Raw genomic sequence first — 15365 nt, forward strand, 5'->3', positions numbered from 1 at the left:
GAACGGCCATCCCCAAAGCCGGCTCGACGAACTGCTCCCGTGGAATTTCCGGCCGTCAAGCTGAAAGCCGGGTGACCGTCAGACGACGCTTACAGAAGATCAGGAGATGGTCGTGTTGACCTCGCCCAGCCCCGCGATAGTGACGGTGCAGTGGTCGCCGGGGCAGAGCGGTCCGACGCCGCCGGGGGTGCCGGTATAGACCAGGTCGCCCGGCGCCAGGGCCACCATGCGCGACAGGTGGGCGATGATCTGGGGCAGGGGCCAGATCATGTCGGCAATGTCAGCATCTTGCCGCAGGACGCCGTTCACCTTGCAGGTGAGACGCGCCTGCGAAGGGTGGCCTATCCGCGCGACCGGGTGCAGCGCGCCGCAGATGGCGGAGTTGTCGAATGCCTTTGCCATGTCCCAGGGACGGCGGGCCGATTTGGCGGCATCTTGCAGATCGCGGCGGGTCAGGTCGTTGCCGGGGGCATAGCCCCAGACATGGGAGAGGGCGGTTTCCGGTGCGATGTCTGTGCCGCCGAGGCCGATGGCGGCGACCAGTTCAGCCTCGTGGTGCAGGTTGGTGGTCGCGCGGGGGTAGGGGATGGTCATCCCCTCGCCGACCAGGGCATCGGCCGGTTTTGTGAAGAAGAAGGGCGGCTCGCGCGTGTCATTGCCCATTTCGCGGATGTGATCGGCGTAGTTGCGCCCCACGCAGAAGATCCGGCGAACGGCAAAGCGCTCATTGCTGTCGGCAATGCGAAGCGAGGCCCGCGCGGGCGGAGGCAACACGAAAGCTCCTGTCACGAGGCGGGGCCGATCGGGGTGCAGCTTGCGCCGCTGGCCTGTAACCTGCGGCAGGCGAGGGCGGCCTCTTCGCGCGCCATACCGATAAACTGTGCCTCGAAGCCGCGCGGCGTCTGCACCACCTTGCGCAGCGCCTCGTCCAGGGTGCCGATCTCGCGTAGTGCGGTCTGCAAGAGCACCCTTTCGGCCTGGTAACGTGACCCGTAACGGCCGACCTTTATGCCCCAGTGCCGACCGCCCGACGAGGACAGGCGTGTGACGATCTCGGGGTCCTGGCCGGCGGCGGCAGCGACCGCGACGGGCGTGGCGACATCCTCGGGACGGGGGGCCGGGGGTATCCCGGCCACCGGCACGGCCGAGCGGGTGGCCATCTCGGCCTGGGCCTCTTCCACGGCGCTGGCCACGTTCAGGGTCAGCGCGGCAATCAACGCTTCGGAAGGGCCGGGCAGGGGGCGGGCGACCGGCCTGGGCGAGGTGGTCAGTGCCATTGCCATGCGGATGGTCGCGCCATAGGCGGGTTTGGCGGGCAGTCGCATGGCGACGCGGCTTGGTGCGCGCTGAAAGCCCAGGTCCAGCAACTCGGCCACCTTGGCATTGCGCGTCACCACCGAGCGACCGCCGAAGACGGTCGCGATCACCCTTTCCCCTCCGCGATGGGCCGAGGCCACCAGGTTGAAGCCCGCCGCGCGGGTATAGCCGGTCTTGATACCGTCCGCGCCGCGATAGCTGGACAAGAGCCTTCGGTTGGTATTGCTGACGGTTGCGATCCCGGCATCGGTCGACTGGCGGGAGAACAGGTTGTAGTATTCGGGATAGTCATAGAGCATGTGCCGGCCCAGCGTCGTCATGTCCCGCGCGGTCGACATGTGGCCCTCTTCGGTCAGGCCGTTGGCATTCTTGAACGTGGTTCGGGTCATGCCCATCGCCTGTGCGGTCCGGTTCATGCGCCGGGCAAAGGCGGCCTCTGATCCCTCGATCGCCTCGCCTATGGCGGTGGCGGCATCGTTGGCCGACTTTACCGCGGCGGCCCGGATCAGGTAGCGCAATTTTATTTTCTGGCCTGCCCGAAGCCCGAGCTTGGAGGGCGGTTCGGCCGCGGCCTTTTTCGAGATGCGTACCTCGTCATCCAAGCCGATCTCGCCATGTTCGACCGCCTCGAAGGCGATGTAGAGTGTCATCATCTTGGTCAGCGAGGCCGGATGCAGGCGGGTGTCTGCATTGGTTTCATGCAGAACCTCGCCGGTGCGCGCGTCAATGACAAGGGCCGCGTAGGGTGCAGACCAAGCCCCCGCAGCGCCGAGCGCCACGAAGATTGCAACAAGACCCATTAAAAGTACGCCGCGGGCGCACCCCACCTGTCGTTGCACGACCCTTGCCTTTTCACTGCCTCTTGCCGCCCTGATTTGTATTGGGCGATCTTTCAAGGCTGAAGCCTAGCACAGGGCTGTGCCTGCGAAAACACCCCCATTCGGGGTATTTTCCTTGTTTTACATGGCCAAGGCAGGTGTTGTGGATGTACCTGCGCCGCCCACAATATGTCACGCGATCGTCGCGACCATGTGTGGCGGGTGCTGGTGTTGCCATGGCGCGGCGTGGTCTTGTCGGGCAGGGTCTCGACCCCGTAGAACAGACCGCCCTTGGTGATCAGCGCCGGGGGTAATCATTCGGTAGCGCCGCGATCGTCTCGCGGACGCGGTTTGATCGGGTGGCACAGCATCTTTTGGCCGGCCTCCGGCAGACGGGGGATCACGCGGGCCGGGACACGGTCGTCGGTGATCTCTTTCGCTGTTTCGATCGCCGACGCGATGAACCTTTTCTGCCGAACCCTATTGGCCCTGGGTGCGTCGTTCGGCATCTCGGGGGTGGGCCATCAGGTGATCGGGACTGGCATGCCAGGTGAGCGCATCGGCAGAGCTCTCTCGGGGGCAGGAATCGTTCATCCTGCCACTTTGCGTCGTCGTCGTCGAAACCGATGGGCCAAGGCGGTGGGGGCATGGCCAGGCTCTGCCCTTTTCAGACGGGTGTTTCGCGATATATATATCGCCCAGTATCAAACACCATTCCAACCTTCGGAGCCGGTTCACGTGATAACCGACCACATCATGATGGCGGACAAGGATGACGAGCCCGGAACCGATGCCGGGGTCATCACCAAGACCCGGCCGAGGACGCAGCGCCCGCCACTCTACAAGGTTCTTCTTTTGAATGACGACTACACGCCGATGGAATTCGTCGTTCACGTTCTTGAACGCTTTTTCGGCATGAGCCATGCGCAGGCATTCGAGCTGATGCTGGTGGTTCACAAGAAGGGCGTTGCGGTGGTCGGCGTGTTCTCTTTCGAGGTGGCCGAGACCAAGGTCGCACAGGTCATGGATTTCGCCCGCCGCCACCAGCATCCGCTGCAATGCACCATGGAAAAGGAATAGGGCAGACAGCCCGCCGATGTCCCAGTCCCGTCTGACCCTCGCGCTTTCGGCCGGTGCCGTCGCGCTGCCCGATGCGGGCCGCCTGTTGGTGGTCGGTCCGTTCCGCGATGCCGACCTGTCCGCGCTGCCCAGGGATCGTGTGCAGATCGTCCAGGGTTTCGCCCCCGATCACGATGCCTGGGCAGCGCGCGGCTGGCAGGTGGGTGTCGCGCCCGAGGGAGAATTCGCCGGCGCGGTCGTGTTCTTGCCGCGGGCCAAGGACGCGGCACGCGCCCGGATCGAAGAGGCACTGCGCCTGACCGGGGGCGGGCCGGTGATCGTGGACGGGGCAAGGACCGACGGGGTGGACAGCCTGCTGCGCGCCTGCCGGCAGGCGGGCGGGACGCTTGGCGAGGTCTTCGCCAAGGCGCATGGAAAATGCGTCGCGTTACGCGCCGATCCCGCGGCTTTCGCCGCCTGGCGTCCGGTGCAGGGGGTGTTGATCGCGGGGCGCTATCGCACCGCGCCGGGGGTGTTTTCGGCCGATGGTGTCGACCGGGGATCTGCACTGTTGCTGGCGGCTTTGCCGCCCAAGCTCAAGGGGCGCGTTGTCGATCTGGGGGCGGGCTGGGGCTATCTGGCCGGTGAAACACTGGCCTCCCACCCCGAGATCACGCAGCTGCACCTGGTCGAGGCCGACCATGCGGCGCTGGAGTGTGCGCAGGCCAATGTCACCGATCCGCGTGCGCGGTTTCACTGGGCCGACGCGACCGGCTTTGCCGCCGGTGCGCCTTATGACATCGTGCTGTCCAACCCGCCCTTTCACAGCACCCGCGCCGCCGATCCTGCGCTGGGGCAAGCGTTTATCGCGGCTGCCGCGCGGGTGTTGGCGCCCCATGGCCAGGCCTTCATCGTTGCCAATCGTCACCTGCCCTACGAGCGCGACCTCGTCCGGCTTTTTGCCGAGGTTAAAGAGATCGGCGGCGATTCCGGGTTCAAGGTGTTGCACGCCGCCCGGCCGCGGCGTCCGGCTCGCGCGGGACGTGCGAATCGCCTAACCTGAGCGCCGTAGCCGGAGATATCCCATGTCTTTCTCGATTGCAGGCAAGACCGCCATCGTGACCGGTGCAGCCAATGGCGTGGGGCTGGCCATCGCCCGCCATTTCGCTGAACGCGAGGCCAATGTCATGTTCGCCGACCGCGACGAGGCGCGGCTCATTGACGAGCTCGGCCCGGAGGCCGAAGGCAACACGCGCTATTTTGCCGGTGACCTGCGCGAGAGGCTGACCATTGCCAACCTGCTATCGGCCACAATCGACGCCTTTGATCGGATCGACATCCTGGTCAATGCCAGCCGCCAGATGGTGCCGTCCGACCCGCTGGACCCCGATGGCGACGCGGTCGAGGATCTGTTGCACCAGAACCTGATGACCAGCTTGCGGCTGTCGCAATGCGTGGCCCGGCGGATGATCCGCCAGGCCGAGGATGACGGGCTTGAGGACGGATCGGCCGGTACGATCGTGAACCTGTCCTCGATTGCCGCACGGCGCACCCATCCTGCGCTTCTTGGCTATTCGGTCAGTTCGGCCGCGCTTGACCAGATGACCCGCTCGATGGCGGTGGCGCTGGCGCCGCATCGTATCCGGGTCAACGCCGTCGCCTTCGGCTCTGTAATGTCGGCCAGCCTGCAAGGGGTACTAAAGGAGCATGTCGAATATCGCGCCGACATCAAGGATCACACGCCTTTGGGCAGGATTGCCAAACCCGACGAGGTCGCCGAAGCGGTACAGTTCCTGGCATCTGACGGGGCGCAGTTCATCACCGGTCAGATCATGACGGTAGATGGCGGCCGCACGCTTCTCGACCCGGTAAACGCCCCGGCGCATTAACCCTCGGGATATTGCCTCCGGCAGGCCGCCAGCCGCCGCGCGGCCTCGCGCGCGGCAGTCTTGCGCTTCTTCTTCAGCGATTTCAACTTGCGCGCTTCCGCCTCCAGGTCAACCGCGACCGGACGGTCGCGATAGGCGATCTGGGTGGTGTTGCAAAAATTCACGCCGAGCTGGTCCTCGCCGATCGTCGCGCCTTGGCAAAGCTCCAGCCGCGGGCGGCTATAGGGCTCTCGTCTCAGCGCATAGCCACGCTCAAGCGTCTGCCGGGTTTCAACGATCAGCGCGTCCAGAACGCGAATCTCGCGCAGCGCATCACGCTCGCAAATCTCGCGCGGGCTCGCGCAGGCTGCAAGGCTCAGGCTCAGAATCAGGGCAAACGTACGCATTGGGGTCCTCCGGTCCGGCCCAGCATAGGCCAGCTTTCGCCCGCCCCAAACCCGCGGCACAGTGGCGCAGGCTTGCCAAAGCTGCTAGGCCGGGGCCGGCACCAAGGGAGAGACCCGCATGAGTGAACAGTTCGACCAGCGCAAGGCACAGGCAGCGGCCTGGTTCGGTGCCCTGCGCGATGATATCGTGGCCGCCTTCGAGGCGCTGGAAGATAGCCAGCAAACCGGCCCTCTCGCGCTCCGGCCGCCTGGGCGCTTCGAAGTCTCGGAAACCCGCCGCAGGGCCGGGGACGGGTCGGATGCGGGCGGCGGCGTGATGAGCGTGATGCGCGGCGGGCGCGTGTTCGAAAAGGTGGGGGTCAACGTATCGACGGTGCATGGCGAACTGGGCAAGCCCGCCCGGGCGGCGATGGCCGCGCGCAAGGATTTCCCCGGCATGGAGCGTGATCCGCGCTTCTGGGCCAGCGGGATCAGCCTCGTGGCCCATATGCAAAACCCTCATACTCCCGCTGTGCACCTCAACACCCGGATGTTCTGGACGCCGCATGGCTGGTGGTTCGGCGGCGGCACCGACCTCAACCCCTGCCTGCCCTATGATGAGGATACCGCGGCCTTCCACGCGACCCTCAAGATGCATTGCGATCGCCACGACCCGGATTATTACCCGCGATTCAAGGCATGGGCGGACGAGTATTTTTTCGTGCCCCATCGTGGTCGCGCCCGCGGCGTGGGCGGCATCTTCTTCGATGATCACGACACCGGCGACTGGGAGGCCGATTTCGCCTTCGTTCAGGATGTCGGCCGCGCTTTCCTTCCTGCCTTCCTTCCGCTGGTGGAACGCCGCCGCGATCTCGCCTGGACCGAGGCCGACCGCGCCGCCCAGATCGCCCATCGCGGACTTTATGCCGAGTATAACCTGATTTACGATCGAGGTATCAAGTTCGGTCTGGCCACCGGCCATGACATCGAGGCGATCATGATGAGCATGCCCCCGCTGGCAAGCTGGCCCTGATCGCGGGCCTGCCGTCCCGCCTTCTTCTTGGTGGAAATACCCCCGGGGGTCCGGGGGGCGGCGCCCCCCGGCAGTTCGGCCCGTGCCCCTGCCGGTGCGGGGCGCGCGCGCTATCCCCTCGGGGCCGCCGCCCGCCGCAACCGGTCGTTGATCGCCCGTCCCAGCCCGTGCCCAGGTACCGGCGCGACCGCGATCACCTGACCGGGTGCGGCCTGCGCGTCAAGCGCGCGCAGCGCCTGGAACAAACCCGCTGCGGCCTCTACCAGGTCGCCGGCGGGCGACAGGTTGATCGCCGCGCCTGCGCAATCCGGCCCGAAACCCAGCCATAACGCACCTGCGGGCGGGGTGCGCGCCTCCAGAACCACCCGTGCGCCGGGCGCGTAATGGGATGCAAGCTGTCCCGGCGCGTTCGGCTTTTCCCCGGTGCCGCCCGCCCGCAGGCGCAGGCCCATGCAGTCTTCGATCGCCTCGACCGGCAGGCCGCCGGGGCGCAGCAGCACCGGCGCGGGGTCAAAGCCCACGATCGTCGATTCCACTCCGACCGGGCAGGGGCCGCCATCCAGAATGCCCGCGATGCGCTCGCCCAACCCCTCGATCACGTGCTCGGCCCGCGTCGGGCTGACCGCGCCCGACGGATTGGCCGAGGGTGCCGCGACGGGCCCGCCAAAGGCCGCCAGGAGGGCGTGTGCCACCGGGTGATCAGGCAGGCGCAACGCGACCGTGTCCAGCCCTGCCGTGACCAGCGGCGAGATCCCCGCCTCCGGCCGCAGCGGCAGAACCAGGGTCAACGCGCCGGGCCAGAAGGCCTCGGCCAGTTGATCGGCAGCCCTCGTAAACCGTGCGATACGCCGTGCCGCAGCGATGTCTGCAACATGCACGATCAGCGGGTTGAAGCGTGGCCGCCCCTTGGCCTCGAAGATCGCCGCGACCGCCCGATCGTTGGTTGCATCCGCCCCAAGCCCGTAGACCGTCTCGGTCGGAAAGGCCACCAGCCGCCCCGCGCGCAACAATGCGCCGGCGCGGGAAAGGCCCTCGGCATCGGGGATCAGGATTTCTGCGCTCAACAGCGGTCTCCGGTGACGTTGCGTTCGGCCTTGATGGGGCGACCGGTTCGGTTAACCTTTGCGCACCATATCCTGACCACATATCGCCGCGCCGTTCGCGGAACAAGCGGATGGCGTGCGGAGGACCAGATGACTTATCGTGCCCCGGTGGACGACATACGCTACATCCTCGCCCATGTGGCGGGATTCGACGAGGTGACCGCGACCGAGCGCTTCGCCGATGTTACGCCCGATGTAACCACCCAGATCCTGACCGAGGCCGGCAAGCTCTGCGAAGAGGTTCTTGCCCCGTTGCAGCGGGCCGGCGACCTTGCCCCGGCCCGCCTTGAAAACGGGGTCGTTCGGACATCGCCGGGCTTTGACGCCGGCTATCGTGCCATTGCCGATGGCGGCTGGACGGCGATCACGGCCCCGCCTGAATTCGGGGGCATGGGCCTGCCCCAGACACTTGGCATGGCGGTGAACGAGATGATGAGCGGAGCTTGCCTGTCGCTACAGCTTTGCCCGCTTTTGACGCTGGGCCAGATCGAGGCGTTGAGCCATCACGCCAGTGACGAGATCAAGGCGCTTTACCTGCCCCGGCTGGTTTCCGGCGCGTGGTCGGGCACCATGAACCTGACCGAACCGCAGGCCGGCAGCGATGTGGGCGCCCTGCGCAGCGTGGCCCGGCCCAAGGGGGATGGCACTTACGCGATCACCGGGCAAAAGATCTATATCAGCTGGGGCGACGCCGATTTCATGCCCAATATCGTGCACCTGGTGCTGGCCCGCCTGCCCGATGCGCCGCCGGGCACGCGGGGGATCAGCCTGTTTCTCGTGCCGCGCAACCTTCCCGACGCGAACGGCGATCCCGGTGCGCGCAACGGGGTGCGGGTAATCAGCCTTGAGCACAAGATGGGACTGCATGGCAGCCCCACCGCCGTGATGGAATATGACGGGGCGACTGGCTGGCTGGTCGGCGAAGAAAACAGGGGCATGGCCGCGATGTTCACGATGATGAACAATGCCCGCCTGGGCGTTGCCATGCAGGGAATCGGCGTGGCCGAGGCCGCGCTATCCCACGCCTTGTCCCATGCTGCCGCGCGGCGCCAGGGGCAGACGCCCGTCCAGGGCGGCAGCGGCGCCATTCTCGACCATGCCGATATCCGCCGCATGCTGGCCTGCATGCGTGCAGAGGTCTTTGCCGCCCGCGCGATCGCGCTGTCTTGCGCGGTTTCCATCGACATGCAGACCGCGACCGGGGCCGCCGAATGGGCGGCGCGCGCGGCTTTCCTGACGCCGATTGCCAAGGCACATGGCACCGATACCGGGGTCCTGGTGGCCTCGATGGCGATGCAGGTGCATGGCGGCATGGGCTATGTCGAGGAAACCGGCGCGGCACAATACCTGCGCGATGTGAGGGTGACGCCGATCTACGAGGGCACCAACGGCATTCAGGCGATGGATCTTGTCGGACGCAAGCTCATGGATGGTGGCGAGGCCGCCTGGCGTCTTCTGGAAGAGATCGAACAGGGTGCAGAGATGGCGCGGGCGGTCTTGCCCGATCTGGCGGGCGAGGTCTGGGCCGCGGCCGAATCCTTGCGTGAAACGACGGAATGGATGCTCACGCGAGAGATGACCGACCGTTTCGCGGGTGCTGTGCCTTATCTGCGTGCCTGGGCGCGGGTTCTGGGCGGGCACATGCATCTGGCCGCGGCGTATGCCGAGGGCGGTTGCGGGCGGCGCAGCGCGCTGGCGCGTGTGTTTGTCGAGCGGCTGCTGCCCGAGCATGCCGCAGCCCTGGCCGAGGCGCGGGCGGGCGCAGAGGGGCTTTATGCCCTGGCAGACGACGATTTCGCAGCATGATGGACGGGGCTCGCGGCGCGATCCGTTATCCTTTCGCCACGCCGCCCGAGCCGGGGCAGGCGGTCGAAATCGCCCAGGGCGTGCTGTGGTTGCGGATGCCCCTGCCGATGGCCCTGGACCATGTCAATGTCTACGCGCTTGACGATGGCGAGGGCTGGACGCTGGTCGATACCGGCATCGCCTCGCGCCGTGGCCGGGCCATCTGGGCCGATCTGCTGGCCGGTCCCCTTGGCGGCAAGCCCGTGACCCGTGTCATCGTCACTCATCACCATCCCGACCACGTCGGTCTTGCGGGCTGGTTTCAGTCCGAGCACGGCGCCGAATTATGGACCAGCCGCGTTGCATGGCTTTTTGCGCGGATGCTGCAATTGGACGAACAAGACCGCCCGGCGCCCGAAACCCTGGCATATTGGCGCGGCGCGGGGATGGACCCGGCGCTTTGGGGCGAGCGCGCCGCGCAGCGCCCGTTCAACTTTGCCGACACGGTGGCGCCGATGCCGCTGGGCTTTCGCAACATGGCCGAGGGCGACGTGATCCGGGCGGGCGGGCGCGACTGGGATGTGCGCCTGGGCGATGGCCATGCGCCCGACCATGTCACCCTCTGGAGCCGCGACTGCGACCTGGTGATCGGTGGCGACCAGTTATTGGCCTCTATCTCGCCCAACCTTGGGGTCTATGCCACCGAACCGTTTAACGACCCCGTGGCGGGCTGGATCGAAAGCTGTACGCGCATGGCGGCACATGCCCGTGAGGATCATCTTGTCCTGCCAGGTCACAAGCTGCCATTTACCGGGCTGCCGGTCCGGCTGGATCAGCTTGTCGCGAACCATCATGGCGCATTGTCCCGTCTGCGTGCGCACCTGGGTGAGCCACGCACGGCCTGCGAGTGTTTCACGCCGCTGTTCAAGCGCGAGATCGGTCCGGGGGAATACATACTGGCCCTGGTCGAGGCCGTGGGGCATGTCAATCACTTGTTCCTGACCGGACAGGCGCGGCGCTGGCAGCGCGAGGACGGGGCATGGCTGTACCAGGTTGCACAGGTGCCGCCCGAGGGGCCGTGACAGGCCCGGCAGGATCGACTAGCGTGCGGGCCAAAGGGATGTCTGGAACGGGGCGCGCGATGGCGACAACGTGGCACAAGATGCCGGACCGGTTGGTTGGTGCCCGCCGGTTGCGGCCCCCCGAGAGAGTAGCCGCGCGCGCGGCCCCCACCATGGCCTCCCGGATGATCGTGATGCTGCGTCTTTTCCTTCTTGTGCTTGCCCTGCCCGCGATCCTGGCCGCCTGCACCGCCGAACCCGTCTGGGCCCCCGACGAGGCCGTGGCGCGCGCCACCTATCGCAGTCCCGAGCCGCCCTCGATCACGCTGTTTACCATGGTGTCCAACCGCTCTGACGCGGGGGCGCATTCTGCGCTGATGATCAACGCCAGCCAGCGCGTTATTTTCGACCCGGCCGGCAGCTGGTGGCACCGCACAGCACCCGAACGCAACGACCTGCATTACGGGATCACGCCGCTGATGCTTGAGTTCTACGTCGATTACCATGCACGCGAAACCTACCACGTCGTGATGCAGACCCGGCAGGTCGCCCCCGATGTCGCAGAGCACGCCTTGCGACTGGTCGCCGATAACGGCGCGGTCGGCAAGGCGATGTGCGGCCGGTCGGTCAGTTCGGTTCTCAGACAGGTGCCGGGCTTTGAATCGATCCCTGTCACCTTTAACCCCAAGGGGATCATGCGCGCCTTTTCAAGGCTGGACGGCGTCGAAACGCGCAAGATACGCGACGATGATCCCGACGATCACGGCCTGCTGTTGCAAGAACAGAATCTTGAGGCCCCGGCCTATCCCACGCTGCCCTCTGCCGCCTCGTCGGGTTAACCCAAGAGGTAGAGCATCGCGTAAAGCGTCACCGCCCCCGCGCCAATGGCCGCAACGACGTTGCGGGTCGCATAACCCAGTCCCAGCGCCGCCGCCGCCGCCAACACGCGCGGCGGGTCGAATGCGCCGCCCGTTGCCGCGGGCCAGACGACCATAGGCGCGACAAGGGCCGGAAGAACCGCAACAGGGGTATAGCGCAGATGCCGAAGTACCCAGTCGGGTATCCTGCGGTTTCCGATGATCCCGAGAAAGGAAAACCGGATCAGGAAAGAGCCGATCCCCAATGCCACGATGATCATCCAGATTTCTGCCGTGCCCATGTTCATTCGCGTCGTCCCGTCCATAGTTCGACCTGCGCGCCGACGATCATCGCCCCCAGGGCCGCCAGCAAGAGGCCGGTATTGTAGGGCATGAAGGCCAGCGCAAGGCCCAGCGCCACCGAAACGCCTGCCGCTGCGACATGGGCGGCGGTGCGCAGCGCCGGCGCGATCATCGCGATAAAGGTGATCGGCACCGCGAAATCGAGCGCGTATTCCGGCGGGATGCCCTGGCCCACGAGTGCCCCCACCAGCGTCATCGCGTACCATGTCGGGCAGACCGGGGTGATGACGCCAAAGAGGTAGGCAAGCCTTTCGGCCAAGGTCATGCCGGGCCGGGCTTCGAACCGGGCATGGCCCACGGCAAAGGTCTGGTCGACAAGGAAATAGGCAACAAGAGCCCGTTTCCAAAGCGGCGCCTCGCCCAGGTACGGTGTCAGCGAGGCCGAATACATCGCCATGCGCAGGTTCACCGCCAGCGCCGTCACGATCACGATCAGCGTGGGCGCGTTGTCCGACATCATCTGCACGGCGGTGAACTGTGCCGCCCCCGCGATCACCAGCACGGAAAAACCCATCACCTCGGCCAGGTTCAGCCCAGCCTCGGTTCCGACCACGCCGAACAGAACGGCAAAGGGCACGATCACCAAGAGAAATGGCGCACCGTGGCGCACGCCCGTCCAATAGGCCGATTTGATGGTGGATGAGGACATCGCGGGTCTCTAAGCTTGGGTCGGTCGAGGGCCTAAGCGCTTGGTCGGACGGATGCAAATGCAAAATCGGAGGGGGCATGGCGGTGCTTGGCCTGATCCTGGCGGGGGGGCAGGGGCGGCGCATGGATGGTGCCGACAAGGCGTTGCTAAGGCTTGGAAGTGACTGCCTGTTGACCCACGTTGCCGCGCGCCTGGGTCCGCAGGTAGCTGGGCTGGCGCTCAGCGCGAATGGCGATCCATCCCGGTTCGCGGGTTTTGGCCTGCCGGTTCTTGCCGATCCGTTACGGGGCGGGCTGGGTCCGCTGGCTGGTATCCTGGCCGGGCTTGACTGGGCCGCCGAAAAAGGGGCGGGGCGGTTGGTGACGGTGGCGGTGGATACGCCCTTTGTGCCCCGCGGCCTGGTCGCGCGCCTGTCCCGGCCCGATGTGTCCCTGACGCTGGCCCAAAGCGCGGGGCGCGTGCATCCGACTGCCGGGCTGTGGTCGGTGGAGTTGCGCGCGCCCCTGCGTGCGGCACTGGCCGGCGGCACGCGCCGGGTGATGGAGTTTGCCCAGGCGCAAGGCGCCGTGCAGGTTGCCTTTGGCGGGGAGGGCAACCCGTTCCTCAACATCAACACCCCCGACGATCTGGCCGCCGCCGAGGCCTTGCTTTGCCGGGGATGAAGGGGTTCGAGACCATCGTCATGGCCGACTGGTCGGCCCGTTCCGCCCCTTCGCCCCGACGGCCCGTGGCGGATGCGATCTGGATCGCGGTGGCGCGTGGCGCGGCCCGGACGGTCAGCTATCACCGCACCCGCGCCAGCGCCGAGGCGGCCTTGTGCGAATTGATGCAGGCCGAGCACGCAGCGGGGCGGCGGGTGCTCTTGGGGCTGGATTTCGCTTTTGGCTATCCGGCGGGCTTTGCCGCCAGGCTGACAGGGACAGCATGCGCGCGGGCGGTATGGTCTTGGTTGGCCGAGCATTTGATCGACGGACCCGACAATGCCAATAACCGATTTGCCCTGGCCGATGCGATCAACGCGCGCCTGCCGGGCGTGGGGCCGTTCTGGGGTTGCCCGCAGGGGCTGGACCTGCCGCATCTGCCTGCGAAGGGGCGCGCGCGCCATGGCCATTTCTTGCCCGAACGCCGTGCTGCCGAAGAGGCGTTGCCACGCGCCCAAACGGTCTGGAAGCTCTTTACCACCGGCGCGGTCGGTAGCCAGGTTCTGGTGGGGCTGCCGATGCTGCACCGTCTTGGCCAACGCTTTGACAGCGACTTGGCGGTCTGGCCTTTCGATCCGCCCGGGGCACCGCTGGTGCTGGCTGAAATCTATCCTTCGCTGATCGACCCTGCTGTGCGGGCGACAACAGGTGAGATCCGCGATGCGGTGCAGGTGCGATTGATGGCGCATGCCGTCGCCGCGATGCAGGCAGAGGGGCGGTTAGCCGATCTTTTCGCAACACCGCCCGATCCGCGCATTTCCGAAGAGGGATGGATTCTCGGGGCGGCCTGTGGCCCGGACTTGCTGGCGCTTCTCAGCCGAACATTCCCGTGACCCGGCCAAGCAACATGAATGCCCGCGCGGTGCGGGTTTCTGCAAGATCGCTGATTTCCTGGTCCGAGGCAGCCTGTTCGAACTCTGCCAGAACCTTGTCGAACTGGCGCAGGAAATGATGCGCGGCATCGCGAAAGATGGGGTCCTGTTTCATCCGGCCCGCGGCCAGCGCCAGGCAGGAGCGGTCGCGCACCCCCCCCAGCGCGGCCACGCCCGGTCCGCGTTCGCCATGGGCGAATTTACGCCAGATCTCGGGGTGCGCGCGGTCGGGGCGCAGGTCGTCCATGTAGATGCCATCCTGGCTCAGCAGCGTCAGTACGTCTTGCGCCGCCCGCACCAGTTTTCCTGCGATCCGGTCCTCCAGCGCGCGGCGCAGCGCCCGGAATCCCTCGCGATCTTCTGCGGTTTCGGGAAAGTTCAGCGCGCGCAGGAAATCGGCCGTTGCCAATGGCGGTGACAGATCCTCGGGCGGGGTGCCCAGCGCCAGCGCTGGCTGGTCTGCATCGGTCTCGGGCGGGGATACAGCGGTGGTTGCCAGCGCGGGCGCGGGTGTTTCGCCCCGGCGGCTGGCAAAGGTCGCGATCACGGTTTCGGTCTGTTTCTGCGCGCGGGCGAGTTCTTCCAGCTTCTGTTCTATCGAGGGGCGCGAAACCTCCATCCCGGCGTTTTGCTGTTGCTGGATGTAGGTCTTGCGCATCGCGTCGATGGCAGCCTGGAGCCTGGCGGATTCCTCGCGCATTATCCGCGCGCTCTTTGCGGCCGAGGCTCCGACCCAGATCAGGGCGACGGGCATCACTACCGCCAGAAGCACCAGGATGAAGGTCAATGGATCAAAGCTCGGCCGCGTGCTGCCGAACCTTGCAAAGGTAAAGAACGCCCCCGCGATCACCAGCCACAAAAGGCTGAGACCCAGCGCGATCATGTCCGTGGCACCGATATCCCCTTCCTCTTTCTTCGAGGAGAGGAACCCGATCTTTAGCGGGGTGTTCCGTTCGTCATTTGCCATGTTCCGGCGCCCGCCCGTGATCCCGTCAGATATAGCTGACGCTCAGCACCTCGTAGCTGCGTTCCCCGCCCGGGGTGCGCACCTCGACGCTGTCGCCCTCGTTCTTGCCGATCAGGGCGCGCGCAAGCGGCGATCGTATGTTCAGCAGGCCCTTGTCGATATTGGCCTCTGCCTCGCCCACGATCTGATAGGTCTTTTCCTCATCGGTATCCTCGTCCACCAGCGTCACGGTTGCGCCGAACTTGATGGCGCCCGACAGCTTGGCGGGGTCGATGACCTCGGCCAGCGACAAGAGCGCCTCCAGCTCCTTGATGCGGCCTTCGATAAAGCTCTGTTTTTCGCGGGCTGCGTGATACTCGGCGTTTTCCGACAGGTCGCCATGTTCGCGCGCCTCGGCGATGGCCTTGATCACGGCGGGCCGCTCGACCGATTTGAGTTTTTTCAATTCCTCATCAAGCGCGGCATGCCCCGCGCGGGTCATCGGTATCTTTTCCATAGTTCGCTATCTTTTGGGGAAGTCCGTTTC

At 66.2% G+C, this 15365-nt stretch carries 17 protein-coding genes; 9 read left to right on the forward strand and 8 right to left on the reverse strand.

All coding sequences use genetic code 11. The features are described 5' to 3' along the window. Positions 1-99: 99 nt before the first annotated feature. Both EV663_RS00005 and EV663_RS00010 read right to left on the reverse strand, forming a co-directional pair. Positions 100-774 (reverse strand): fumarylacetoacetate hydrolase family protein, encoded by a 675-nt coding sequence (locus EV663_RS00005; RefSeq protein ID WP_243697829.1) that lies wholly within the window; start codon positions 772-774, stop codon positions 100-102. An 11-nt stretch (positions 775-785) separates the two neighbouring features. After that, positions 786-2117 (reverse strand): D-alanyl-D-alanine carboxypeptidase family protein, encoded by a 1332-nt coding sequence (locus tag EV663_RS00010; RefSeq protein ID WP_132949725.1) that lies wholly within the window; start codon positions 2115-2117, stop codon positions 786-788. Between the two features lie 777 nt (positions 2118-2894). Here EV663_RS00010 and clpS point away from each other — a divergent pair. Genes clpS through EV663_RS00025 form a run of 3 tightly spaced genes read left to right on the forward strand, consistent with a single transcriptional unit; the run spans position 2895 to position 5083 of the window. After that, positions 2895-3215, forward strand: a complete 321-nt coding sequence (gene clpS / locus EV663_RS00015; RefSeq protein WP_132950374.1) for an ATP-dependent Clp protease adapter ClpS — start codon at positions 2895-2897, stop codon at positions 3213-3215. A 16-nt stretch (positions 3216-3231) separates the two neighbouring features. Beyond that, complete coding sequence (locus EV663_RS00020; RefSeq protein ID WP_132949726.1) at positions 3232-4257, forward strand: class I SAM-dependent methyltransferase; 1026 nt, start codon at positions 3232-3234, stop codon at positions 4255-4257. Positions 4258-4279: 22 nt separating this feature from the next. Next, positions 4280-5083 (forward strand): SDR family NAD(P)-dependent oxidoreductase, encoded by an 804-nt coding sequence (locus EV663_RS00025; protein ID WP_132949727.1) that lies wholly within the window; start codon positions 4280-4282, stop codon positions 5081-5083. Here the strand turns inward: EV663_RS00025 and EV663_RS00030 are convergent. Further along, entirely contained in the window at positions 5080-5469 is a 390-nt protein-coding gene (locus EV663_RS00030; RefSeq protein WP_132949728.1) for a hypothetical protein, read from the reverse strand. The genes EV663_RS00025 and EV663_RS00030 overlap by 4 nt on opposite strands. Positions 5470-5587: 118 nt before the next feature. Here EV663_RS00030 and hemF point away from each other — a divergent pair, with 118 nt between their 5' ends. After that, positions 5588-6481 carry an oxygen-dependent coproporphyrinogen oxidase gene (gene hemF, locus EV663_RS00035; RefSeq protein ID WP_132949729.1) on the forward strand — a complete coding sequence of 298 codons (894 nt, stop codon included), beginning with the start codon at positions 5588-5590 and terminating at the stop codon, positions 6479-6481. Positions 6482-6591: 110 nt separating this feature from the next. Here the strand turns inward: hemF and EV663_RS00040 are convergent, their stop codons facing one another. Beyond that, positions 6592-7548, reverse strand: coding sequence for an L-threonylcarbamoyladenylate synthase (locus EV663_RS00040; RefSeq protein WP_132949730.1), 957 nt, complete (start codon positions 7546-7548; stop codon positions 6592-6594). Positions 7549-7674: 126 nt separating this feature from the next. Here EV663_RS00040 and EV663_RS00045 point away from each other — a divergent pair, with 126 nt between their 5' ends. Genes EV663_RS00045 through EV663_RS00055 form a run of 3 tightly spaced genes read left to right on the forward strand, consistent with a single transcriptional unit; the run spans position 7675 to position 11269 of the window. Then, positions 7675-9390, forward strand: a complete 1716-nt coding sequence (locus EV663_RS00045) for an acyl-CoA dehydrogenase (RefSeq protein WP_132949731.1) — start codon at positions 7675-7677, stop codon at positions 9388-9390. Next, the gene (locus EV663_RS00050) at positions 9390-10451 is read left to right on the forward strand and encodes an MBL fold metallo-hydrolase (RefSeq protein ID WP_132950375.1); all 1062 of its coding nucleotides are present in this window, start codon (positions 9390-9392) and stop codon (positions 10449-10451) included. The genes EV663_RS00045 and EV663_RS00050 overlap by 1 nt, the downstream gene beginning before the upstream one ends. A 59-nt stretch (positions 10452-10510) precedes the next feature. Further along, complete coding sequence (locus EV663_RS00055; protein ID WP_341799025.1) at positions 10511-11269, forward strand: hypothetical protein; 759 nt, start codon at positions 10511-10513, stop codon at positions 11267-11269. Here EV663_RS00055 and EV663_RS00060 read toward each other — a convergent pair. Then, complete coding sequence (locus EV663_RS00060) at positions 11266-11589, reverse strand: AzlD domain-containing protein (protein WP_425057108.1); 324 nt, start codon at positions 11587-11589, stop codon at positions 11266-11268. The two genes, EV663_RS00055 and EV663_RS00060, sit on opposite strands and share 4 nt — an antisense overlap. 2 nt (positions 11590-11591) lie before the next feature. Beyond that, entirely contained in the window at positions 11592-12299 is a 708-nt protein-coding gene (locus EV663_RS00065; RefSeq protein WP_132949733.1) for an AzlC family ABC transporter permease, read from the reverse strand. Positions 12300-12376: 77 nt separating this feature from the next. On the opposite strand from EV663_RS00065, the gene mobA reads away from it, so the two are divergent. After that, positions 12377-12961: a molybdenum cofactor guanylyltransferase MobA gene (mobA, locus tag EV663_RS00070; RefSeq protein ID WP_132949734.1), complete on the forward strand. Its 585-nt coding sequence runs from the start codon at positions 12377-12379 to the stop codon at positions 12959-12961. Next, a complete protein-coding gene (locus tag EV663_RS00075) occupies positions 12949-13833 on the forward strand; it encodes a hypothetical protein (protein WP_132949735.1) in 885 nt (294 codons plus the stop codon). Before mobA ends, EV663_RS00075 begins: the two co-directional genes overlap by 13 nt. On the opposite strand, the gene EV663_RS00080 is transcribed toward EV663_RS00075, so the two are convergent. After that, on the reverse strand, positions 13814-14839 hold the full coding sequence (locus EV663_RS00080) for a hypothetical protein (protein ID WP_132949736.1): 1026 nt from the start codon (positions 14837-14839) through the stop codon (positions 13814-13816). The two genes, EV663_RS00075 and EV663_RS00080, sit on opposite strands and share 20 nt — an antisense overlap. 25 nt (positions 14840-14864) lie before the next feature. Continuing rightward, positions 14865-15335 (reverse strand): transcription elongation factor GreA, encoded by a 471-nt coding sequence (gene greA, locus EV663_RS00085; protein WP_132949737.1) that lies wholly within the window; start codon positions 15333-15335, stop codon positions 14865-14867. Positions 15336-15365: the final 30 nt, after the last annotated feature.

It is taken from the genome of Rhodovulum bhavnagarense (assembly GCF_004343505.1).
GTDB classification, from domain to species: domain Bacteria; phylum Pseudomonadota; class Alphaproteobacteria; order Rhodobacterales; family Rhodobacteraceae; genus Rhodovulum; species Rhodovulum bhavnagarense.

What these genes read in the sequence shown, in the direction of transcription:
- EV663_RS00010 (WP_132949725.1), bottom strand. Translation starts at nt 2,117, where the DNA reads ATGGGTCTTGTTGCAATCTTCGTGGCGCTCGGCGCTGCGGGGGCTTGG.
- clpS (WP_132950374.1), top strand. Translation starts at nt 2,895, where the DNA reads ATGGCGGACAAGGATGACGAGCCCGGAACCGATGCCGGGGTCATCACC.
- EV663_RS00020 (WP_132949726.1), top strand. Translation starts at nt 3,232, where the DNA reads ATGTCCCAGTCCCGTCTGACCCTCGCGCTTTCGGCCGGTGCCGTCGCG.
- EV663_RS00025 (WP_132949727.1), top strand. Translation starts at nt 4,280, where the DNA reads ATGTCTTTCTCGATTGCAGGCAAGACCGCCATCGTGACCGGTGCAGCC.
- EV663_RS00030 (WP_132949728.1), bottom strand. Translation starts at nt 5,469, where the DNA reads ATGCGTACGTTTGCCCTGATTCTGAGCCTGAGCCTTGCAGCCTGCGCG.
- hemF (WP_132949729.1), top strand. Translation starts at nt 5,588, where the DNA reads ATGAGTGAACAGTTCGACCAGCGCAAGGCACAGGCAGCGGCCTGGTTC.
- EV663_RS00045 (WP_132949731.1), top strand. Translation starts at nt 7,675, where the DNA reads ATGACTTATCGTGCCCCGGTGGACGACATACGCTACATCCTCGCCCAT.
- EV663_RS00050 (WP_132950375.1), top strand. Translation starts at nt 9,390, where the DNA reads ATGGACGGGGCTCGCGGCGCGATCCGTTATCCTTTCGCCACGCCGCCC.
- EV663_RS00055 (WP_341799025.1), top strand. Translation starts at nt 10,511, where the DNA reads ATGGCGACAACGTGGCACAAGATGCCGGACCGGTTGGTTGGTGCCCGC.
- EV663_RS00060 (WP_425057108.1), bottom strand. Translation starts at nt 11,589, where the DNA reads ATGGGCACGGCAGAAATCTGGATGATCATCGTGGCATTGGGGATCGGC.
- EV663_RS00065 (WP_132949733.1), bottom strand. Translation starts at nt 12,299, where the DNA reads ATGTCCTCATCCACCATCAAATCGGCCTATTGGACGGGCGTGCGCCAC.
- mobA (WP_132949734.1), top strand. Translation starts at nt 12,377, where the DNA reads ATGGCGGTGCTTGGCCTGATCCTGGCGGGGGGGCAGGGGCGGCGCATG.
- EV663_RS00080 (WP_132949736.1), bottom strand. Translation starts at nt 14,839, where the DNA reads ATGGCAAATGACGAACGGAACACCCCGCTAAAGATCGGGTTCCTCTCC.
- greA (WP_132949737.1), bottom strand. Translation starts at nt 15,335, where the DNA reads ATGGAAAAGATACCGATGACCCGCGCGGGGCATGCCGCGCTTGATGAG.